The following is a 20,543-nucleotide window of genomic DNA, read 5'->3' on the forward strand; positions in this document are numbered from 1 at the left end:
ACCACGTGGCGATGAGTGATGGCTGAATTCGGGTGCGGGGACCGAGCCGGGGTGTCGTCATAGTTCAGTGCCCGGCATGAGGGAGCGATCTGTTGGTTGGCTGGTCGGTCGGTGGTGCTCGGCTGCTTCGTTGTCGGGTTCTGTTGCCGTGGTCGGTAGCGCGAGGTGGACGGCGTTTTCGATCCGGTGCCCGATGGTCGAGGGACCATCTGCTGTGGTGGCGTCGATGAGTTGCTGGTGAGCGCGGGTGAGCAGTTCTTGTGTCGTCGGCGGCATCAGCAGGCCCGCCTCGTCACCGGCTGGTGGTCTGGTGCTGCGGCGCAGGCTAGCCAGCGACGAACGAACACTCGCCGCGACCGCCGGAGTGGCGAGGTCACGCCAGAGCGCGGTCAGATCATCGACGGCGAGCGGTCTGTGGGCGGCGAGACGATCAGCGAGGTGGGCATCGGTCACTGTCACCGCGCGGACGCGTTGGGCGGGACTCATCCCGATCGCGGCGGCGGTGTGAATGATGCGCGTGCGGATCGCGTCCATATTCCGCCGAAGCTGGTGCGCCACCGCAGGTTCTGGTTCTGACTCGATCCCGGCTCGTTGCAGATGTTGGTGGCGCATCACCGAGACCGTGGCCATGTCGACGAACCGGTTCGTGTCGGCGACGACTCGGCCGAACCCACGACGGATCACGTTATTTTTGGGTGGATCGCGCAACACCGTCGTCGGTCGCCACACCCGGTTCGCGGTGCCGTATTCGCGAGCCTGGTTGATCCACACCGCAGGCACTCCCCTGCTCGCGGCGGTGATCTCAGCGATACTGCGGTCAAGGTCGAGCCGAACGAGTTCGGGGGCATGCTGCTGGCGTCCACGGACGACACCGGCGCGGCGAGCCAGGTCATGGATCAGCGTGAGCGACTCAGCCTGTGGGGCGGGCAGGTCGGAGACCAGACGCGGGCCAGCCGAGGGGCTGCTCATGGATCGATCCCGGGATAGTTGATTTCCGGGTCGCTGAACACCGGTGCGGTGATGTCGGCGTCATAGTCGGTGTGGGCCGACTGCGATCGTGTGGCCTCGACAGCGGCACCGATGTGTGCGCCTGGCGCGTCGGAGAACAGGCCACCCACACCGACATCGCGTTCGCTGAGAGCGTGGAGTACGGCGATCGGCTCGGGTGGGGCGATCGTCGGGTTCGGTGTGATCCCTGCTGCGGCCAAGGCGATGGATTGTGCGGTGTAGCTGGTCATGTCGGTGTTCGCGATCGCGTGCCAGTGTTGGGTGAGTTGGGCTTGGGTCTGCCCGGCCGCCGATGCCGAGGCTTGCTTCATCCATTGCTGGTGGGGCCAGTGCTGTCGGGCTTGGTCGGTGTCGATACCGAGCAGGACACCGATCTGAGCGGATCGGCGCCAGAGCGTGGTGAGGGTCTGGTCCACGGTCGCGGTGGTGTCGTCGTGTCGCCCGGTGCCGTGGGTGTAGGCCGCGTGGATGCCGGTGAACCGGGCTAGTCGGTCGATATCGGCGCGGAGGTTATCGACCAACGCGTCGCGGTCGATCGGGGCTGCACGGCGCAGGAACAGGTTGGTGTTCCAGCGGATTGCTTTGGTGCCGCGTTCGCGTGCCTGATCGACCCACTCGGCCGGCACCCCACCCGCGAGGGCCGCTGCGGCGAGTTCGGTGTGCACCGTCGCCCGCGCGTGGAAATTCCGCGTCCCGTCTTGGGTCGGCTCAATACCGCTGGCGCGCTGGATGGTCAGCAGCTTCTGTGAGTCAGCGGCTTGATTCTGCAGTGCTTTGAGGACCCGTTTCTGGACTGCGGTCGCGTTCGCCATACTCACTGCGGCTCACCGCCCTGCGCCAAGGCCCGGAAGTCCGGAGCGAAGCCGAGGGCTTCGATCGGGATCGCCGATCCGGGGGCGCCGAACCAATTCGCCGGAACCCGCTCGCTCGTGAGCCCAGGGCTATCGACGTGCTGGTCGGGTGTGCACCTGTGCAGGGGCCCGTTGGCGGCGTCGAGGACGTAGCGGAGCTGCGGGTCGACGTGACGGACGAACAAGGCTGACATCGCCATCTTGTCCTCGGCATTGACCGCGGCCTCGAAGCAGGCGTGCAGCCCGGCGAAGCGGATGGCGACGCTTTGGTGGCGCCACCACTGCCGACACCACGTGTACTGGCCCTCACGATTGTTGGCGGCGATCTTTACTGACGTCACCGGCAGCAACCACTGTTCGGCGAATTCGCTGTAGTGGTCGAACTTCTTCGGCGGTTTACCGTCGTCGACGGGGGGCTTGGTGCCGAACCAACCAGGTGGGACGGGGTCGAACGGCAACGACGGGGTGGTCTGGTGATGGGTGCGGGTGCATCGGTGCAGGGGGCCGTTCGCCGCGTCGAGGATGAGGTTGACGTGCGGGTCGAAGTGACTCAGCAGGAAGGTGCTCAGGCTCGATCCTGCCTTGGAGCGGCGCATCGCCTCGAACGCGGTATGCAAATGGGCGACCCGCACCGCGACCGGGCGATGAGACCACCACCGCGAGCACCAGGTGAAGGTGTTCTCCCGGTTCGCTTGCGCCAACCGGACGCTGATCGTGGGCAACATCCACGCCTGCGCGAAATCGGTGAAATGACCGAACTGCGGCGGCATCGGTGTCTGCGCAGTGGCTGTCGATGCAGCGTTCGGGCTCGTCACGACTGGCCGCCTGCTACCGATGGGCTCGACTTGACCAGTGAGACCCGCCCACCTTCGAACCGTTGCATCGACTTGCGCACCAGCGGCGCGTACTCGCTGTCGAACCAGGGAATTTTGCGGACCACGACTGGCCCGTGGCCGGGAAGTCGGACCAGGGCGCGGTCTTTCGGCAGGGCGGCGAGCATCGCGACATCGAGGATGGGTTCTGCGCGCCAGGACAGGCTGCGTTGGATACCGCCGGGTGTGTGGGTGCGGGAGCGGTCGGAGACGTCGTGTTGCCCGGCCATCGCTGACCAATGCTCCAAGTAGTCCCGGGAGGCAATGGAGCCGCCGTAGACCTCGATCGACTGGGCCATCATGGTCTTCAAACCATTGGCACCCCACAGGTTTTCACCTTGCTCGAGGACCTGGAGGATCGTCATCAAGATGATCCCGCAACCCGCCGAATACGTGTAGTAGGACGGCAGTTCACTGATTCGGGCGCAGTTGGCGGCCTCGTCGAGCACACACAACAACGGTGTCGCCAGCCGCCCATCCGGGCGGGCTCGCGCTTGGGTTAAGGCGGCTTCGAGGACTTGGCCGACCAGCGCGGCGGTCAAGGGCGTGGCACCATCAGGCCCGGTCATCGACAGCGGATACAGGGTGTCGTTGGAGGTGACGAACGCGACGGGATCGAATTCCGGCAACAGGTGGGTCCGCGCCTGTTCGGTGGACTCGATCACCACGCCGTTGCGAATCGAGGACACTTTCCCGCCCCGACTCGGTGCCGCGGTCGTCGGCTTGGCAGCGGTTTCGCTGACCTGGAACAGTTTCCGAACCGGGGGCGTGACCATTTGCGCGTACCCGGAATCGGAGAGCACGTTGAGGAACCTTCGCGCCATGTCGTAGAGGCCATCGCGTTGCCTGGCGTAGAGGCCTTGGCATTCGACGATCCTGGCCGCGGGTCGGTCGTGGCCGTAGTGGCGCAAAACCAATGCCGGGGTCGGATCTTGGTCGCGGCCGAGCCATTCCGCGACATGGTGCAGGTCCCCGCCCGCGCACGCGGCGGCGAAGACACACAGCGCGAACAGCTCTTGCGCGCCGCCGTCGAAGTAGGCATCGGTCTTCGCATTGGCGATCTCATTGGCCGAACCGGCCGACCCGGACACGAAGAAACCCGCCAGCTTTCGCGCCGCGGGTAACCCGGTGACTTGGTTGAACAGATTCACCCAGAACCCGCAGACAACGTGCCCGGTCACCGCTTGCAGGTCACACACCCATACCCGGCCGACTTGCTCGCGCCCATACACGGTGTGCCGGTACAGGTCCGGTTTGTTCGACGTGGCAAGGCACGGCCCCCATGCCGAGAGCACCGCCGGGATCGCCCATGCGACGGTCTTGCCGGTGCGCTGACCGGCCGTCACTGTGACACCGAGTTCGGCGGGTACGTGCAGGGCGATGTCGCCGATGACCGTGCGCCCCAACAGCGGTCCCGGATTCGCTCGCACTTCGGGTGGCGCGTCGGCGAGCAATCGTTGGTTGTCGGCGAGGTTGTCGGCGACGCGAGCGATGCGGATCTTGCCTGGCCGTTGCATCGTTCGCGCGGCCACATCGACCTCGCGGCCGGTGTTGAACATCTGAACCCCGCGCACCGCCAGCGCGCCGATCGCGCACAGCAGCACCACGGCGATCGGCGTCGCTTGCCAGGGCCATCGTTTGTCTGCGGCGAGGACCGACAGCAAGGCGATGAACGGGTTCCATGACATCGGCTGCCCGGCCGACCAGCTGCCGAGTTTCAACGCCGCCCACAGCACGAACACGACAGCGAGCAGTGCCAACAGAATGAGGAGCATGCCGGCTTCCTCACCCATCCCGGATTTGGCGCGCCGGCGGGTTTCACGGGGAGAGAACATGATTCACCTAGACCTTTCAGAATTGGGGGTCGACGACGTGTTCGCGCGGGGGCGCGTCGATGACGCCGGTGAGTTCGGGGGTCGTCCACTCGGCGGCGAAGTCGGCATGGGGCAGGGCAGCCTCGACCGCGCCGGAGATCACCGCCCCACCTGGCTCCAGCGCGGCGGAGCTGGCCGTCGAGCTCAGGCGGTAAGTGGTCTCTGCACCTACGGCCAGCGCGAGCGCCGGAGGCTGGTCGGGTGCAAGGCCGAGCTGGGCACGCAACCCATCGAGTTCGGCCAGCGCGCTGTCGCGTTCGGACAGAACGTGGTCGAGCTGAGCCAGCCGAGGCGCCCCGGGCTGTTGTGACCAGAACTGCCCCGACAGCCCCGCTTGGTAGGCACCGGTGATCTCGTCGGGATCAGCGCCTGCGGATAGAGCAGCGCGGTTGGCCTCGCGCGCACCATCCATCAACCGCTCCATCTGCCCGATCAGGACTTGCCCACCCTCGGGTGTTCCGTCGAACTCGGAGGCCAGCCGGATGTGTTGAGCGGTCAGGTCTTGCAGTCGGCGCACAGCAGCGATCTGTGCCGGGAGCTGGTCGAAAGTGGCAGTGACGGCGCGGTCGAGAGGCGCGATGCGTTGCTCGGCGGGCAACAACGCGGTGATTTCCTCCGCGCCGGTGTCCAGATCACCGAAAGCTTCCTCGGCGGAGAGCAGCTCGTCGGAGCTGTTGATGATCGCGTCGATCTCGGCCAGACTTAGCTGTTCACCGGATCGCCCGCCCAGCGCACGATCAGCGGCATTACCTGAACGCGTCGCCTCGGCGCCGGGGTCGGGGACCACGCTCAGGTGGCGAGGCCGCCACCGGGCACCGTCTTGAGCTGAGTGATCGTTGACCGGCTCGAGGTGCCCGGTCAGTTCCGCGGCTTGTCGCTGGGTACGGACGGTGCTCGGGTCGATACCGGAACCGCCCTCGATGAACGCCTGCTGGAGGCGACCGAACTCAACCCGTGCGGTTTCGGGGTTGGCAGTCCAGGACTCGACCGCGGTGGTCAATTGCTGCCACAACTGCTGATGCTCGGGTGTGCCACCCTGTTGCCACTGGCGTGCTATGGCGTGCGCGCGAGCATTCAGTTCGACGACCTGGGCCGGGGTTTCGCCGTAAGCGGCGATCTCGCGTGTTTGGTGGTAGGTGGCAAAGTCAGCGCGCAATTCAGCTTCGACGCGGTCAGCGGCTTCGCGGTAGTAGTCAGGGCTGGTGAAGCTCGTTCCTCGGGTCTCCCAGCTCATCGCATGCTCCCGGAGGAGCGATCGCGGTGCAGCGGTGCGGGGTTCGAGGCAGAAGGTGGTCTTTCACGGGTATGGATGGGCATCGTGCTTCCTCGGATCGAGAAAACGTCACACCCTTGTCGGGTGTGTGAGGTCCCAGCGGTTCAGGTTCGGTCGCCTCGGTCCAGTTCCCCCTAGCCGATGCGCCGACAAGGCACAGATTTGCGGTTGCGGCCCTACAGTTCTGGTCCGCGGTCGGTGCTGATCTCTCGACCGCGCCCGGCGGCCGGGTCGTGGTCGGGCTCCCAGGTCCACTCCCGGTCCTCGCCCAGGGCCGCGTCGACCACGGCGGTGATCGCGGTGCTCTCGGCGGCGAGATCGGTTGATTCGGAGTTACGGATGGCGGTGTCGACGAACTGGACCCGCAACGCACTCGTCGCGTCGGCGAGCATCTGGCGCGGCGTCGGCGGGCCCACCGTGGCGGTCTCGGTGGGCGTGCCGGTCTCGGGATCTCGCGGAACATACGGTGGCACCGCCAACGCCGGATCCGCGCGGGCATAGCCGTTCCACTCCTGTGCCAGGGCTTGCTCGTCGTAGGCGGCGAAGGTGACCGCGTGCACGCGGCGGATCCCTTCCACGCTCGAACCCCACAGACTGTCGCCTTCGGCCGGTGTCAGTTGCGCCGCGGCCGCGAGCACCGCCACCCGGTTGTGCAGGGCAGCCATGTTGTCGGAGAACTGGGCCACCGCGATCGGGTCGTGGTCGAAACCCCATCGCCCAGTCACGACCCGGTCCACCCGCGCGGCCTCCAGGCCAGCCATCCGTTCCAGATTCCACAGGTCGACCTCGAGCATGTCGAGGTAGAACTCCTGCGCTTCGTTGGCACGCGCGGGGTGGGAGCGCACCACGTGAGGCGAGGGTGAGCTCGCGCCGCGCTTGCCGAGTTCGCGGGCATCGAGGACCCAGCCCGGATCGACACCTTCCAGCATCGCCTCGAACTCGGCATGCTCGCTTTCGATGCGGAGAGTTTCGAGTCGCTCGGTCCACACCAGTTGGCTGTCTGCGGAGACGCCGTCGTCGAACATGGCTGGTCCGGCGTCGGTCACCTCGCGGAGCTGGGCAGCCATGTTCTGGACCCGACGCAGGAGCTCGCCGTGGCGCTGACTCATGGAGGGTTCGTGTGCGCTGGTCATCACGACACCCCGGGGTTGTCGGCGCCCTCGGGATCACGGGAAAAGAGCGTCAGGGCGGCGCGCGCGATCATCTGCCGTGGCGACGGTGGGTCGGTGAGGCTGTCTGCCAAGGACACCTTTCCGGTGTCGGGGTCCTGGCTGCAATTGGGGGGCATCCGCAGTCTCGCGTCGGCGTCGGCATACTCGTGCCACTGCCCGAGCAGTTGCACGTCGCTCATCTGGTCGATCGCTGCGGCGTGCATTCGGCGCATCGGTTCGGCGCCCGCGCCCCACATCCGATCGCCTTCCTCCGGGGTGAGCTGCACGGCGGCCACGAGGGACGAGGCCCGCGAACAACGCACGTGCATGCGCTCGAACAAGGCTAAGTCGCGCGCCGAGTCGCCCGTGATAACTCCGTGGCCTGCCGCAGCTCGGACCGGGAGCGCCATGTCGAGGGCTGCCATCCGCTCGAGCTGCCACAGATCCACGTCGAGTAGATCCAGGAAGAACTGCTCGATACCCGACTTGCGCTGGGGAAGCTGCCGCACCGCGCCTGTTTGCGGGTTCGTGCCTTGGTGCGAGCCCACCGTGCGCGCGTCGTCGATCCACGTCGGATCCACTCCTGCAGCCCGTGCCTGTTCCTCGGCCGCGGTGAGGGCGCCGTGGAGCCGATCGGCCTGCTCCTGCCACCTCTGTCGTGGGGGATCAATGACATCGGTCTCGGCGATCACCAATGTTGGCGATCCGTGAAATCGGCTCACATCAGCGGCGAGGTTCTGGATCCTGTGCATCCAGGAGCTCCACCGCAGAGGCGTTTGGTGTAGATCGCGCCCGCTGGTCATGACCCCACCCCTTGATCGACGCCCACACCAGGTCCGCGTCCGGGCGGGTGTTGTGGATCGGGGTCGGGCTCCCAGTCGGTGCCGAGCCCGGTGCTGGTAGCTTCTACCGCCGTGCCGATGCCATGACCCAGGCGTGGGGCCAACTCGTCAGCGAAACTGGCTGCGGCGAGCGCCTGTTCGGCGCGCTCGGCGACCTCCCACGGGGTCGGCGGTCCGAGATTGGTAGAGGCACTGGTCGCCAGGTTGTCGAAGCCGCGCGAGACCTCGGCTTCGACACCTTTCCACGACATTTCCGCGAACCGTTGCTGCAGCTCGGTGTCGGTGTAGGAGGCTGCGGTCAGCTCCGCCAACTGCTGCCAGGAGTCGGGTCCACGGCCCCACAGCTGGTGGGCTTCGCCCGGCTCGAGGTCGATCAGCGCCGCGGTGCCGGCGGCACGGCGCCACAGCGCGGCCATGTTGTCGTGGAGTTGGCGTTCTCCGGGTTCGTTGTCGGCCAACCCACCGGTGTGGACGCGATGCAGATACTCCGCGCGGACCAGGGCCGAGTGTTCCAGGCGCCACACATCATCGGCGATCTGGTCGAGCAGGTGCACCCGCGTTGGGTTCGCCCCAGGCGGGGACATCGGCAGGAGCGCAGTTTCGCGGGTATCACCCCAGCGTGCTCCCCTAGCTCCGGTCTCGGTGGCGTAGTCGATCATCCGTTGGGGGATGTCGAGTCCGTGGGCGTGGAGTTCGATCTCGGAGCGCTCGGCTTCGAGTGCTCGCAGGTTGGTCCGCCAGTTTTCGAGTTGGATGCTCGGGCCACTGGCGGCGGTCGAGTATTGCGGGTAACCGTGAAACAGCGTGCGGTAGTGCTCATAGCTCGAGTTCTGGATTCGTTCGAGCAGCCGAAGCTGCCACGACGGCAGATCCTCGGCACCTGAGAGCGGATGACTCACCGGTTTCTCCAATCCTGTTGAATCACTGGACTTTCTGTGATGGCGGGTTGCGGGGGGGGCGATAGCAGTGGCATCCGATCTGTCACGGCCCTGGGCCCATGTCGGGCCCGCGGTATCGATCCGGGTGCGACGCAGGCCGGTGATCGGTGGGCTCGAATTCGGTCTGGGAATCGGCGCCGGTGGCCTCGATCGCGGCGTCGATGCCAGCGCCACCCTTCTCACGCATGACGGGGTCGGGTTCGAGGGCGGCTGCGGCGAGCTCGACCATCCGGTCGGGCAGGACGGGGAGTTGGCGGTTGATGTCGTCGGGGGTGATTCCGGCGGCTTGGAGCACCATCACCGGCATCGACACCGTGGCGAAGTTGGTCTCCACGACGGCCCGCCACCGCGTCATCAGCGCTGTCCGGTCCAGCGTTGCCATCGTTCGGGCGACGTGGTCGGTCCACGGGCTGTCGGTGGGTTGCCACGCGTGTTGTTGTTCGACTGTGGTCAGGCCCAGGGCGTGGCCGACGGCTCCGACGCGTTGCCAGGTCACACCCATCACACGCCGGAACGCGGCGAATCCGTCGCGCGGCAGGGTTCCCTGCTGGGAGAACGCCGCCCCAACCCCGGCCATCGTCTGTAGTTGCGCGACAGCTCGCAGGTGTCCGCGAAGCAGGGTGTCGCGGTCGATGGATTCGGTGCTCAGCAGGGGCTGGCCGGGTTGCCAGCGGTGTCCGCGTTCACCGGAGGCGCGGGTGTAGTCGATCACCGATTTCGGTACCCCGACCGCGGTCGCGATCGCTTCCAGGTTCTCCCGGGTACGGCGCCCGATATCGAGATGAGCCAGCGCCATCGGCGACAGTTGCTGGTTGTCCCCGGTGCGGGATTGGTCGATCAGGCGCGCGTTGTCGCTGGCCAGGTTCTGCACGGCCTTGAGCAGCTTGGCCTGGATCGGGTTCGGGTCGAACATCTCACCGGCCCCGTCCCACACCGGGATCGCCCCATACTTCGATTTCCTTGCCTGTCGCGCGAGTAGGCGAGGGTTCAGCTCCCCCGCTGGTCAGGTCAGGGTCGGGGGCGGTGGGGTCGATGTTGTGGACCGCTGCGGCCGATACGGCGGCCTCGATCCATTCACCGGCCTCGACGACCTCCGCGTCGAGAATGGTTTGCGCGGTCGGGTCAGCGTTGTCATCGAGATGGTCAGCAAGGTGGTTGAATTCGTCGTTCAGGTGCGCGTTGATTGTGAGATCCGCGGCTAGCCCGTCCATGTCACCGAAACCTCGAGACCCGCTATCGGATAGATCGGCCCCGTTCTCGGAGAAGAAGTCGTCCGGTTCGATCCCGGTGTCGTCGACGAACCGTTCTTCGTAGGCTCGGGCCGCGGCGTCGGCGTCCGCGGAGAGGTCGCGGGTGGCATCTGCGGCGGCGAACTGAGCTGCCGCCGCCTGGCCCGCGCCGGTCCGTGCATCGGAGTGGTGCAAGGTGTCGGTGAATCCCGCGGCACGGCGGCGAATCTCGATCATCAGTTCTTTGAGCTCGACATCGAGTTTGTGCAGCTCGACGTCGCGGGCTTCGCGGTTGGTGTAGCCGGCGATGCGTTCGGTATGGAGCTCCTTGCTCTGCCTTCGGGAGAGCGCACCATCGTGTTCGCGTCGTGCGAGATCTGTTTCGGCGCGGGTGATTTGGCCTTCTTTGTGGCGGAGGTCGACCTCGGTGATCTGTGCTGCGTTGGCGATGCGTGCGCGGACCTCGTCGATCTTGGCCATGCTCAGCGCTTGCTCTGTCCCCAGGTTGCCGAGCCTGGTCTGGTGCTCGATCCACGACCGTTGGTTCTTGGCCGCTTCGATCGCGGATCGCTGCTCGGATTCGGCGCGTGAGCGCGATTCCCCGCCCCTGCTGCGGAACAGTGCGTTGGTGGTGTGGGCGGTCTGCAGCGCCTGCAGGAATCCTTGGCGGACCGCTTGGCCACCTTCTTCGACCGGATCCCCGCTCATCACAGCACCTGCATTTCGGCGAGAAGCCACGCCCGTTCCGAGCCTTGGCGCGTCGATCTCGCGTACACCGCAAAGACAATCGGTGTCCGTTCGGCCGGGGTCAGGGTGACCGACAGGACCCGGCTCGACGAGGTCGCGGTATCAGGCGGATGCTCGTCACCGGTAAGACGAACCTCGGTCCGCAACGGCACCTGGTACTCGACCCAGTCCTGCCACAAGTCGACGGTGATCGGCGACCAGAGTGATGCCCCCACGCGAGTGTCGGTCGAGTACGCGGCCCGCATCAGCGGTCGCGCGGCCTCGAACATCGACCGCGCATCCAGCCCGACCACCGGGTCCAGTTCATACAAGGTGGTCACTGCGGCCCGCAGAACATCCGATGCCGAGCAGGGCCAGACCTCGGTGTGTGGTGGCGGGAAAGCCTGCGCGCTGCAGACCGGTTCGACCACCGGCGCATCCGCGGTCGAGCACCCACTCGCTGCCGTGGCCGCCAAGACCACTGCGGCGATAGTCGCCAACAGAGCGGGTTTCATGACGCGCTCTGCCAGAGCTCTTGCAGGTCGACCGTCCGCCAGACGACCCGTTCGGGCGCGATGCATTGTTCGGCGGCCGGGTTGCGGACCGCGACGGTCGCAATATCGAGGACCAGGCCCTCGGTGGCGGCGATGCGGCGCAGCCGTTCGAAATCCAGGCCGCGACTGCGGGCCAGGTTCAACCGCAAGACACCGGCTTCGGCGCCCCACTCACGCAAAGCGTGAGCGGACAGCTCGATCGCCTTCTCTGCCGACACAGTCGCCGCGTCGACACCATCGACCATGGCGGCACCGAAAGGTTCGTGCCAGATCATGCGACCGGAGGCGGCGCAGACGGTGAACGCCTGCAGCGTCGCCGCCGACCACACTGTCAGTGCCGGGCCCGTCGCGGCCTTGCGCACGAGGTTGGCACCTGAGTTTGCCCACAGGATTTCGGTCTGTCGCAGACCCTGGTAGTCGATACCTGCGACATCCAACAACGCCGCGACGTAGCGCAGCGACATTTCTTCGGTCGTGAAGCCGTATTCGGTGGCGAGGCTGTCGAACTCCTCCGTAGTCGCAAAGGTCCACAAGTCGGTCAACCGGTCGCGGACCAAGTCTTCGGGTGTGGTCGGGGGCGACGGGTCTTTCGAGGTGGCGGGGTGGGTTGTCATGGGATTCTCCTCGAGATACTTGGGGGTCAGAAATCTGGTTCGGCGTGCAGTTGCGCTGACCCGGTCGGGGGTGGCAGGTCGTGGGTGTCGCTATCGGCGATGCCGTGGGCGTCGTCGATACCGGTCGCGGCGATCGCGGCGTCGATGCGTGCCCCGCCTTCGGATTCCAGAGATGCTGTGTGCCAAGCGTTCTCGGCGGTTACCGCGAGCAGGTGCGGGGCAGGCGGTAGTTGATGTGGGGCACTGGCTGTGAGGTCGATGCCGACCATGCGCATCGCCGCGACCCGGACCCGTGCTTCACGCACGCTCGCAAAATGGGTGAGCTCACGCCATTGACGCCCCTGATCGGGTACCGACTGTTGCTGAATCTGGGCCTGGCGTGAGTGCCAGTGGGTCGGATCGGTGGCCCACCAGCCACGGGTTTCGGCTTCGGTGAGATTGATGGCGGTGGCGACCATCGCCACCCGCAACCACTGCAACCGCAGATGCTCACCCAGCTTCTGCGCTGCCGGTGCGGTCACCTGGCCGCGGTCGCGGCGGACCGGGCCCACTGCGGCCATGGTCCACAGGGTGTCGGCCTGGTGGTGTAGCTGAGCGATCAACAACGACCGCGAGACCGGACGGCGAGGAGGCAACGAGGAGGTCCCGGTCGCTTTTCGACCTTCCTGACCAGCTTGGCGTGCATAGTCGATCCAGTTGGCGGGCACCCCGATCGCCGCAGCCTGTTCGTGGAGGACCCGCCCAGCGATCGAGAGATCCCGGAAAGTCTGGATGCGGCTGTGTGGTTCCCGCGCCAGCAGCATCAGATCGACGGTGACGTTCTGGATCGCCGCCGCCATCCGTCGATGCACGAGCATCGGAGGTGTACCGAGGAGGTTGTTGTCTGGCGAGGCGGCCAGCATCCGGTCAGCCATGGCCGGTCACCGAGTTGATGCGGTAGCTCGACATCCGCCACCCCTGCGACGTTTCTGTCACCGTGGCGGTGACGTGCATCCGCCGGTAGAGGGTGGTGGAGCCGTCCCGGTGGAGTACCTGCTGGGTCACCGACGCCGCGACCGTCGCCCCGGCGATGTCGGTTTTCGTCTGCTCGGCGTCGACCAGGGCGGTGACGATGTCGTTGCTGTCGCGCCATCGCGCCCATTCCGGCAACGGTGCCAATCCGTTGCCCGGACCACTGTTCGCTGCGGCAGCCAGTTCGCCGGTCAGCCACGGTGCGGCGCGGGTCAACCCGGTGCCGGGGCCGGGGTCGGTGCGTGGTTGCCAGGAGAACATGGCCGCCAAACCCATGTGGGTGACGGTCCGGGCGTCGGCAGCCACGGGATCCGGCCCCTCCACGTGGGCGGTACCCGGTGTGCGCGTACCGGGCACGGGCTCACTGTTCTGCGCGCCGACCACCAGCACCGTGGCGAGCACAATCAGGACGGCCGCGACACCGAGGGTCACAGCCCACAGAGGTAGACGGTTCACCATGGTGTCCTCAGCTCATCGTCGTCGACATCTGGGTGGCCATCGCGAGAATGCTGGCCACATACGGGCGGGTCTGAACTTCGTAATCCGGTGAACCCGTGGGGAATCCACCCGAGCGCAGCACGGCGTATTCGCCCGCGTTGTAGCCGGCGAGGTAGAGCTCGACGGCACCGTTGGGGGCGACGACTTTGCCCTGCTCGATCCAGGCATCGACGTGGTCGGCGATGTCGCACAGGTAGCGGGCTTGGCCGATGATCGCGTCGCCGTCGTCCCACACGCTGGCGACGCCGCTGCTGTCGGCGTCGATCACATACGGCTGCCCGTCGGAGGCGAGAGCGGTCGCGGTGCCGGGCAGAAACTGCGCCAGACCTTGCGCACCAGCCGACGATGTCAGCCCGCGCCGGTACCCGGATTCTTGTTTGCCCTGGGCAGCGAGCAGCGACGCGCTGATTTGCGGGCATACGGTGCCACCCAGCCGATACCACGGTTCCAAGTCGGCGGGGACAGTGTTTGGCGCGAGATCGGCCTCTCCGCCACTGGATCCGCACGTCGATGCTGTGCTGGTGCCGGGTGGGTTGGTCGCGACGGAGCCGATCGGTGAGCCGTCTGGGTATCCCCCGCCCAGGGTGGTCACGTGGACATGGTCCATGTGATTGGCGGTGGCCCCGCCCCGGTCTTCCATCAGGTTGGACTCGCCGCTGGCCGCACGGTAGGTCTGGCGCCAGATCAAATAGTCGATCCGCAGTGCAACGGAGTTGGTGAGAACGAAGCCGGCGATCTGGTCACCGAGGGCTTTGCCGTCCCCGGATGTCGGGTCAGGGATCATGATGTCGATCGCCCGGCCACTGGGGTGATCGGGCAGATCATCCTCACGCTGCCCATAGATCTTCTGCACCTGAGGGAACCGTTGAACGATCGTGCGTGCCAGACGGATCGAGTCGACCTGCAACCCACGCTCCAAGCCGATCGACGCAGGCATTTCGGGCAGCTCGGAGCCTGCCGCCGTACCAGCGCCAGCTACGGGAGCATCGCTGACTGATGTCGTCGGCGGCGACACCGCGCTCGATGTCGCGACACTGGTGGACTGGTCCGCATTTCCTTGGAGCAGCCACGGCATCGGGTCGATGGCCGTGCCGCCGCCGAATCGCCCTCCTTCGGTCCAGATCTCGAGATGCAGGTGCGCCCCGTCGGGGCCTGCAGGGACGGTTTGACCGTTGTAGCCGACGCCGGCGATCAGTTGACCGATACGCACGTTCTGGCCTTGTTCGACACGGACGTCGTCGGCGAACATGTGCCCGTAGACCGAGGACACGGTTTCGCCGTCGATGTTGTGGTCGATGACCACCCAGATCCCGAACCCGCTGGCAGCTCCCACCCGCACGACGAGTCCGTCGGCGACCGCGTAGATGGGAGTCTTGGACGCGGCGGCGAAATCCTGGCCCTGATGCTGTGTGCCCCAACGCATCCCGAAACCCGAGGTCAGGGTGTAGCTGCCCTCGGCCATCGGCATCGTCCTCGCGTCACCGGTCGCCGAGGCCGCCCCGCTCGGCACCGCCGACGGCGCGCAGCCCCCCTTGTCGGCAACGCCCGCGAAGAGCAGCAGTCCAAGCAGCATCAGGGTCGCGCCCACGACCGCGACCGTTACCCGAGCGGCAGCACTCATCGCGGCACCACCGGGTGCGGGCGGGTCTCGCGGGTGTGAGAGCTCGGGTTGTGGTTTCGCTGACGACTGGGTTCGACGGTGCTCATCGCGGATTCACCGACCCACCGGAGGTTTGGCCGAGGTTGTCGAAGCGGCGGTTGGTGTTGTGGATATCGGAGTCGCGTTCGGTGGGGGTGAACACCATCCGGAACGGAATGCCGGGCTCTTCGGCTTCACCGGTCTTGAGCAGGTAACACCCTGTGCCCGGCGGGATCTCGCGCCGCGAGGTATCGAGGTCGTCGTCGCTGGGTGGGCGCGGCGCCGCCCAGGAGGTGACCAACAATTTCTCGGTGTCGGTCATCCCGGCGACCGCGGCGATGCGGTTGGCTTCTTCTGGACCGACGGGGCCAATGATCTTGGCCCTCGAGCGTTCGAAGAATCCGAGCGCTTTCGCTTGTGCGGCAGGGGAATCGAACGCGGCGAGGTCTTTGATGGTGTGGGAACACATGATCAGCCCGGTGGCCAAGGGCCGGTTGAGTCGGGTCAGCGCGTCGACGCGGTCGACCATGAATTCACCGACACCCAGCACGCGCCAGATCTCGTCCATCACGACTTCGAACGTCCGCGCCGGAGCAAGGCCGGCGTCAGCGAGAGCGTGGGCGGCTGCGACCGCGCCGAAGCCATCGGACCAGCACGTCATCAGCACAGCCGCCAGCAGTTTGGTGTCGCCCTCGGGGATATGGGAGATATCAACGCAGATCGCCGGGCTGGCAAGGTCGATCCGGGTAGTGGTCGCCCCGTTGAAGATCGCCCCGAACGGTCCTTCGACCAGGGCACGCATCGACCGACGCAAAGTTTTCGTCGCGGCGCGGTAGGAGATGGCGTCGTCTTCTTCGGCGAACGCGCGCAGCCGCTCACCTCCGGCGGAGATCACCGCGAGCAGGTTCTCCAGCAGTGGCGGGTTCTGGTGGGTGAAACCACCTGCCGGGCTGTAGAGTTCGCGCAGACCGGCCGCGAGTAGGACTTCCTCGTAGTCTTCGACCCGGGCGCCGCGCACGAGTTCGATCAGCCCGGCGACGATGTTGATCTGGCCCGCTTCGACCCGCGCCACGACCTGGCGGCGTTGGTCGGCATCGGGGAGCTGGTCGATGGTGGCGCCCAGGGCGCCGACATCGAGGGGGTTGATGGTTCCGTGGCCGTAGCCGATGTCGACGACCTGACCGCCGAGGCGTTCGACCAGGTCGCGGTATTCGCCTTTGGTGTCGCCCATGCACAGCACGGTCTCCCCCGCCGCGACCGCACCCGTGACGATGCGTCGGATCAGTGAGGACTTGCCGAATCCGTTGAGCGCCAACACGAACGCGATCGGTGCGGTGATGAACCCCCGCAGGAACCACGACATCGGGTCGAAATGCACCGGGGCGCCGGTGATGTAGTGGCTGCCGACCGGCACCCCCGCAGTGGGTGCGCTCGCGCCAACGCAGAACGGCCACAACCCAGCGACCTGGACGGTCGTCGCACGCCACTCCGGTGTGCGCGGCACCACCGACGCGCGGCCACCGCCTGCACCGGTGTAACCACGGTCAGTGAACGCCGGGGCGTTCAGGTCGAACCCGTCCCCGGCGGTGCCGTCGCGGCGGCGCGCGGCAGTCGCTCGGCGATGGTCATCGCTCGAAAGCAGCATTCGTGCCCGCCAGCCCCGCAGTCCCCCGCTGGTCAAGGCCGTCATCTCGACTTCACCACGGCGGGCACGGCTTAGGATCCTGATACCCTCGACCAGCTCGGTTTTCGCGGACCTGGTTCGGGAACTCCCTGCGCGCGCGTTCATCCCGACACCCGCTTGGAGATAGAAGCGTGTTCGGGCAAGATCAACCCGATCCCGAGCGAGGCGGCGAACCCCGCGGCCTGGTAGCCGTAGCAGCGGCGCACCGTTAACCGCGACGCCGCCGCCATTCCTTTGACCGAGGCCTCGATTCCGGGCAGGTCGGCGTCGAGGTGATCGGTCACCGTCACCAACACCCCGAACCGGGTCAACCCCGCCCCGCGCGCTTGCTCCTCCCGCGCGGCCGAGGTGTTACCGACCCGAATCCGCGCCGCCGCCGACGAGATCCCCCGTTCGGTTTGCTCGGCGGCGACCGCGTCGCGGAAGTCCGAGTCCACCAACGACGTCGCTTCAGCCGCCGAATGCAGGCGGTAGACGATCGCGACCCGTTTGCGAGGCATGTCCGGGCGCGGGCGCAGGAGCTCTTCGAGGACGGTTTCCATCACCGCCCCGCGGGGTGCACCGTCCATCTCCCAGGTGATCGAGCGGGCGCCGTCGTGGATGTAGTGATCCCACCGATCATGATGGGCGAGCGGGCCGACCGAATCCCACGACTGCGACTCCACGATCTGCGCCCCGGCCGCCTCGACATCGCGCTGCGAAGCGAGGTCGAATCGACTGCGCACCAAGCCGAGCACTTCCCACGCGTGCAGGGGTGTGGCGGGCAGGCCGGCACGGGCGAGCTGCGACAGCACCGATTGCAGTCGTTGCCCGATCTCGCGGGCCTGCTCGGCCTGGTCACGGCGAATACGGCCTTTGCCGATCGCCCGGTAGGTGATCGCGATACGAGCTTCGATCCGCACCCCGACCCCGCCGCTGTCAGCGGCGGCTTCCTTCATCACAGCCTTGGCGAAGTCAGGGGCGTTCGGGCGGATCAGGCGGGTGACTTCCTGGGTTTGCTTCAATCGGGTTTCGACGGTGTTGTCCAGCACCGCGGTCACCGCGACGACTTCTCCGCCACGGCTTTGCGCGGCCAGGAATTGGCCGAATCCATCGACCCAGGAATCGATTTGGGCTTGGTCGACGAGTTCCTTGCCGCGCGGGATCACCCGCACGATCACCGTGTAGTGATCGCTGCGCCGGATATGCAGCATCGCGAACCGCTTCCCACCTGGGGTCTCGTACTCGGTCAGGCGCGAATCAGCCATCAACCCAGGAAGTTTCGCCAAACCCGGAAGCCGGGAGAACCGCCCGGACCGGTAGGTCAGCTCGCCGCGAGAACGAGCGCGGGCGAACTGAACCCTCAGCAGCAACAGTTCCCAACCGGTACGCCCATTGCGCGTCACCGCCAGCGGGACGAACACCACCGCCGCACCGAGCAGGACAGCGCCTGCGAATTCCAGCGAGCGGGTGATCATGAACGACACCATCACCGTGATGATCAAGCCGAGCCCGAGAAGCGAAACCCCCCAAGTCAGACCGAAGAACCCGGCCGAACGCGGCTGCTCCCAGCGCCCATACATCCGTGTGCTCATCGCCGAACCTCCCCGGGACCGAGGGCATCGGGATCCATCTGTGGCGACGACTCCGGAATAGAGCTTTGAGCGGCCGAAGCAGTGCCTCGCAGCGCGCCGCCTGCGAGTTGGGCGCCTAACATCGCCCCACCCGCAGGACCCGCGCCCATCGCACCGGCAGCGGCCGCATTGCCCGAACCACCGGCACCCGCTGCAGAAGCCCCGCCAGCACGCGAACCACCCCCAACCGGACCTGCTGACATAGACCCGCCGCCACCCGGCGCGGAGCCTGTCCCGCTAGACGGCGTTCCCGAACTCGCTGCCATCGGCCGCGCCCCGCCAGCACCATTCGGCCCAGAAGGCGGTGAGCCTGTCCGGCTCGTTGATCCGGCCGATGGACCAGAGTTTTGAGCCTCGGACATCTTTCTGGCCTGCGATCCGCCGCTGCCGACCGCCGACATCGCGATACCCGCGCCAGCGCCGGCCAACGCTGATGCCGCTCCGCCTCCGCCGCCGAGCGTGGCCACTGCTGGTGCGATCAAGCGGATCAGCGCTGGTAGCACGATCACGCTCATCACCATCAAGATCACTCCCAGCAAGATCATCTGGGGATCTGGCTCGTCGCCACTGCCGGTGACGGTGAACGCGATCGCATAGACCAACGCTCCGACCGGCTTCCACAGCACGAACGCCAGCGACCACGCCACCAACCGCTTGTAGGCTTGCGAACCCGGCCCGGTCCCCGACGCCGCTGCCGCCATCGGAATCACCGCGACAACCACAACCAGCAGGGCCTGTCGAACGACCAGCATGACGAGCTGAACCAACATACTGATCAACCCGAGCACGCTGAGAACGAGCAGGATCCCGTGGCCGAGGTTGCCCGTGATCCGCGGATCGGCGATGCGACCGACGGCGGTATCGAGGTCACCGCGAGCGGCGTCGAAGACGACCCAGTCTGCGAATTCGTCGCCAGCCGTAGTCGCGACAGTGATCAACACACCGAAGGTCATCGCGCCGAACGTTGCTCGCGCCAACATCAGAAAGCTCTCCTGAGCTTCCCCCGCTGCGGCACCACGCTTGGCCAATGCCAGTCGCGCGGCCGCGAATATGATCCCGGCCGTCAACAGCACCACCTGTAGACCGCTGGTGTATTCGCGGATCTGGGCGAGTACCGGGGCGGGCTGGCCCTGGGAGGTCGTGAGTTCCGGCGACGGAAAGGTCGTCCACCATGCCATCACCAACCGCAGCGCCGTCACGAGGCTCTCTATGAGATCGTCTGCGATGCCACCGATCACCGAGTCGCTCGCCGCCTCAGCCACGCCCCCAGCCGCATCTGCGAGTTGGCACGCCTCCTTTATCCCGGGCACCGCGACACAGGCGATATCGGGCAGTTGGGCGTGGACACCATCTCCCGGTGCGACCGGTGCGGCGAGGATGCTGGTCACGACTGCCTCCAGCGACCGAATCCAGCCGTTGAGGCAGTGGGTGTGGCTGGGCGCCAAAGCGTTTCGATGTCGTCGGGCGTGCGGATTCGCCAATCCCCGTCGACCCAGACCATCGGCCAGGTCGCGATCGCGTACCCAGTCGTAGAACGGACCGCGAGCTGAACCACGGCTAAGTCTTCGCGGTAGTCGGGTTGGACCCGCACTCCTTCGGGGACAGTGACGTAGCGGGCCATATCCGGGGCGCTGGCCCGGGAACGGTCGAACTGGTCGATCAACGTGTCGCCGCCACCGTAAAAACGGTCGCGCACTACGTTTCGCCAGATCGGTTCCGGTGCGCCGTAGACCCTCCCGATCGCGTCCATCGCCGCCAGCGCCGCACCTTGTGGTGTGTGGGCGAATCCCGCCGCCACACCGGCGTCGATGCGGGCAGGGCCGTCGCTGCCTGAGACCGGCACGGCCGCGCCGTTCCAGATCCGCTGCCACTGCAGTCGAGCAGGTGCCGCGGTCAGGAAATCAGATCGCGTCGGTTCGATCCGATCCTCGGCAATTTGCGGCAACACCGCACCGGCTTCCTCAACCGGGACTTCGAGACGGTTGCCGAACATGTCGACTGTTGGCGGACGCGCTGATGAAGGTGTCGGCGGCGGCGTGGCGGTCGTCGTGGGCTGTCCGCCCTGCGCAGGGGGTCGGGCGGTGTCAGGCTGGTCGCCGCCAGTGACGGTCAGGACGAACACGGCGATCACCACGGCGGCGATGATGCTGAGCAAAATGAGCAGGG

19 protein-coding genes are annotated in these 20,543 nt (G+C 66.6%); all 19 read right to left on the reverse strand.

Annotation, left to right across the window (positions count from 1 at the left end):
- Positions 1-57 precede the first annotated feature (57 nt).
- Positions 58-969, reverse strand: a complete 912-nt coding sequence (locus NS1_RS31445; protein ID WP_062990375.1) for a hypothetical protein — start codon at positions 967-969, stop codon at positions 58-60.
- Entirely contained in the window at positions 966-1,826 is an 861-nt protein-coding gene (locus NS1_RS31450; RefSeq protein WP_143876013.1) for a hypothetical protein, read from the reverse strand. The genes NS1_RS31445 and NS1_RS31450 overlap by 4 nt, the downstream gene beginning before the upstream one ends.
- Positions 1,823-2,674, reverse strand: coding sequence for a DUF4913 domain-containing protein (locus tag NS1_RS31455; RefSeq protein ID WP_169812859.1), 852 nt, complete (start codon positions 2,672-2,674; stop codon positions 1,823-1,825). Before NS1_RS31455 ends, NS1_RS31450 begins: the two co-directional genes overlap by 4 nt.
- Entirely contained in the window at positions 2,671-4,506 is a 1,836-nt protein-coding gene (locus NS1_RS31460; protein ID WP_169812860.1) for a type IV secretory system conjugative DNA transfer family protein, read from the reverse strand. The genes NS1_RS31455 and NS1_RS31460 overlap by 4 nt, the downstream gene beginning before the upstream one ends.
- A 76-nt stretch (positions 4,507-4,582) precedes the next feature.
- Complete coding sequence (locus tag NS1_RS31465; protein WP_062990383.1) at positions 4,583-5,839, reverse strand: hypothetical protein; 1,257 nt, start codon at positions 5,837-5,839, stop codon at positions 4,583-4,585.
- A gap of 215 nt (positions 5,840-6,054) precedes the next feature.
- A complete protein-coding gene (locus NS1_RS31470) occupies positions 6,055-7,011 on the reverse strand; it encodes a hypothetical protein (RefSeq protein ID WP_062990385.1) in 957 nt (318 codons plus the stop codon).
- Positions 7,011-7,781: a hypothetical protein gene (locus tag NS1_RS31475; RefSeq protein WP_143876012.1), complete on the reverse strand. Its 771-nt coding sequence runs from the start codon at positions 7,779-7,781 to the stop codon at positions 7,011-7,013. The genes NS1_RS31470 and NS1_RS31475 overlap by 1 nt, the downstream gene beginning before the upstream one ends.
- Before the next feature lie 47 nt (positions 7,782-7,828).
- Positions 7,829-8,770 (reverse strand): hypothetical protein, encoded by a 942-nt coding sequence (locus tag NS1_RS31480; RefSeq protein ID WP_143876011.1) that lies wholly within the window; start codon positions 8,768-8,770, stop codon positions 7,829-7,831.
- Positions 8,771-8,852: 82 nt separating this feature from the next.
- Entirely contained in the window at positions 8,853-9,722 is an 870-nt protein-coding gene (locus NS1_RS31485) for a hypothetical protein (RefSeq protein ID WP_143876010.1), read from the reverse strand.
- Position 9,723: 1 nt separating this feature from the next.
- Positions 9,724-10,746 carry a hypothetical protein gene (locus tag NS1_RS31490; protein WP_062990394.1) on the reverse strand — a complete coding sequence of 341 codons (1,023 nt, stop codon included), beginning with the start codon at positions 10,744-10,746 and terminating at the stop codon, positions 9,724-9,726.
- Positions 10,746-11,279, reverse strand: coding sequence for a hypothetical protein (locus tag NS1_RS31495; RefSeq protein WP_062990396.1), 534 nt, complete (start codon positions 11,277-11,279; stop codon positions 10,746-10,748). The genes NS1_RS31490 and NS1_RS31495 overlap by 1 nt, the downstream gene beginning before the upstream one ends.
- The gene (locus tag NS1_RS31500; protein ID WP_062990399.1) at positions 11,276-11,932 is read right to left on the reverse strand and encodes a hypothetical protein; all 657 of its coding nucleotides are present in this window, start codon (positions 11,930-11,932) and stop codon (positions 11,276-11,278) included. The genes NS1_RS31495 and NS1_RS31500 overlap by 4 nt, the downstream gene beginning before the upstream one ends.
- A 26-nt stretch (positions 11,933-11,958) precedes the next feature.
- The gene (locus NS1_RS31505; RefSeq protein ID WP_062990401.1) at positions 11,959-12,846 is read right to left on the reverse strand and encodes a hypothetical protein; all 888 of its coding nucleotides are present in this window, start codon (positions 12,844-12,846) and stop codon (positions 11,959-11,961) included.
- The gene (locus NS1_RS31510; RefSeq protein ID WP_143876009.1) at positions 12,839-13,399 is read right to left on the reverse strand and encodes a hypothetical protein; all 561 of its coding nucleotides are present in this window, start codon (positions 13,397-13,399) and stop codon (positions 12,839-12,841) included. The genes NS1_RS31505 and NS1_RS31510 overlap by 8 nt, the downstream gene beginning before the upstream one ends.
- A gap of 10 nt (positions 13,400-13,409) precedes the next feature.
- Positions 13,410-15,062, reverse strand: a complete 1,653-nt coding sequence (locus NS1_RS31515; RefSeq protein WP_063816325.1) for a M23 family metallopeptidase — start codon at positions 15,060-15,062, stop codon at positions 13,410-13,412.
- 82 nt (positions 15,063-15,144) lie between these two features.
- The gene (locus NS1_RS31520; protein ID WP_143876008.1) at positions 15,145-16,770 is read right to left on the reverse strand and encodes a putative type IV secretion/conjugal transfer ATPase; all 1,626 of its coding nucleotides are present in this window, start codon (positions 16,768-16,770) and stop codon (positions 15,145-15,147) included.
- 95 nt (positions 16,771-16,865) lie between these two features.
- A complete protein-coding gene (locus tag NS1_RS31525; RefSeq protein ID WP_063816326.1) occupies positions 16,866-18,338 on the reverse strand; it encodes an SCO6880 family protein in 1,473 nt (490 codons plus the stop codon).
- Positions 18,335-19,765, reverse strand: coding sequence for a hypothetical protein (locus tag NS1_RS31530; RefSeq protein WP_062990411.1), 1,431 nt, complete (start codon positions 19,763-19,765; stop codon positions 18,335-18,337). Before NS1_RS31530 ends, NS1_RS31525 begins: the two co-directional genes overlap by 4 nt.
- Entirely contained in the window at positions 19,762-20,532 is a 771-nt protein-coding gene (locus NS1_RS31535) for a DUF8175 domain-containg protein (protein ID WP_157125494.1), read from the reverse strand. Before NS1_RS31535 ends, NS1_RS31530 begins: the two co-directional genes overlap by 4 nt.
- Positions 20,533-20,543: the final 11 nt, after the last annotated feature.

Source organism: Nocardia salmonicida NBRC 13393, assembly GCF_001613085.1.
Taxonomy (GTDB): domain Bacteria; phylum Actinomycetota; class Actinomycetes; order Mycobacteriales; family Mycobacteriaceae; genus Nocardia; species Nocardia salmonicida.

What these genes read in the sequence shown, in the direction of transcription:
- NS1_RS31460 (WP_169812860.1), bottom strand. Translation starts at nt 4,506, where the DNA reads ATGCTCCTCATTCTGTTGGCACTGCTCGCTGTCGTGTTCGTGCTGTGG.
- NS1_RS31470 (WP_062990385.1), bottom strand. Translation starts at nt 7,011, where the DNA reads ATGACCAGCGCACACGAACCCTCCATGAGTCAGCGCCACGGCGAGCTC.
- NS1_RS31485 (WP_143876010.1), bottom strand. Translation starts at nt 9,722, where the DNA reads ATGTTCGACCCGAACCCGATCCAGGCCAAGCTGCTCAAGGCCGTGCAG.
- NS1_RS31490 (WP_062990394.1), bottom strand. Translation starts at nt 10,746, where the DNA reads ATGAGCGGGGATCCGGTCGAAGAAGGTGGCCAAGCGGTCCGCCAAGGA.
- NS1_RS31495 (WP_062990396.1), bottom strand. Translation starts at nt 11,279, where the DNA reads ATGAAACCCGCTCTGTTGGCGACTATCGCCGCAGTGGTCTTGGCGGCC.
- NS1_RS31520 (WP_143876008.1), bottom strand. Translation starts at nt 16,770, where the DNA reads ATGACGGCCTTGACCAGCGGGGGACTGCGGGGCTGGCGGGCACGAATG.
- NS1_RS31525 (WP_063816326.1), bottom strand. Translation starts at nt 18,338, where the DNA reads ATGAGCACACGGATGTATGGGCGCTGGGAGCAGCCGCGTTCGGCCGGG.
- NS1_RS31500 (WP_062990399.1), bottom strand. Translation starts at nt 11,932, where the DNA reads ATGACAACCCACCCCGCCACCTCGAAAGACCCGTCGCCCCCGACCACA.
- NS1_RS31475 (WP_143876012.1), bottom strand. Translation starts at nt 7,781, where the DNA reads ATGCACAGGATCCAGAACCTCGCCGCTGATGTGAGCCGATTTCACGGA.
- NS1_RS31515 (WP_063816325.1), bottom strand. Translation starts at nt 15,062, where the DNA reads ATGAGTGCTGCCGCTCGGGTAACGGTCGCGGTCGTGGGCGCGACCCTG.
- NS1_RS31445 (WP_062990375.1), bottom strand. Translation starts at nt 969, where the DNA reads ATGAGCAGCCCCTCGGCTGGCCCGCGTCTGGTCTCCGACCTGCCCGCC.
- NS1_RS31465 (WP_062990383.1), bottom strand. Translation starts at nt 5,839, where the DNA reads ATGAGCTGGGAGACCCGAGGAACGAGCTTCACCAGCCCTGACTACTAC.
- NS1_RS31505 (WP_062990401.1), bottom strand. Translation starts at nt 12,846, where the DNA reads ATGGCTGACCGGATGCTGGCCGCCTCGCCAGACAACAACCTCCTCGGT.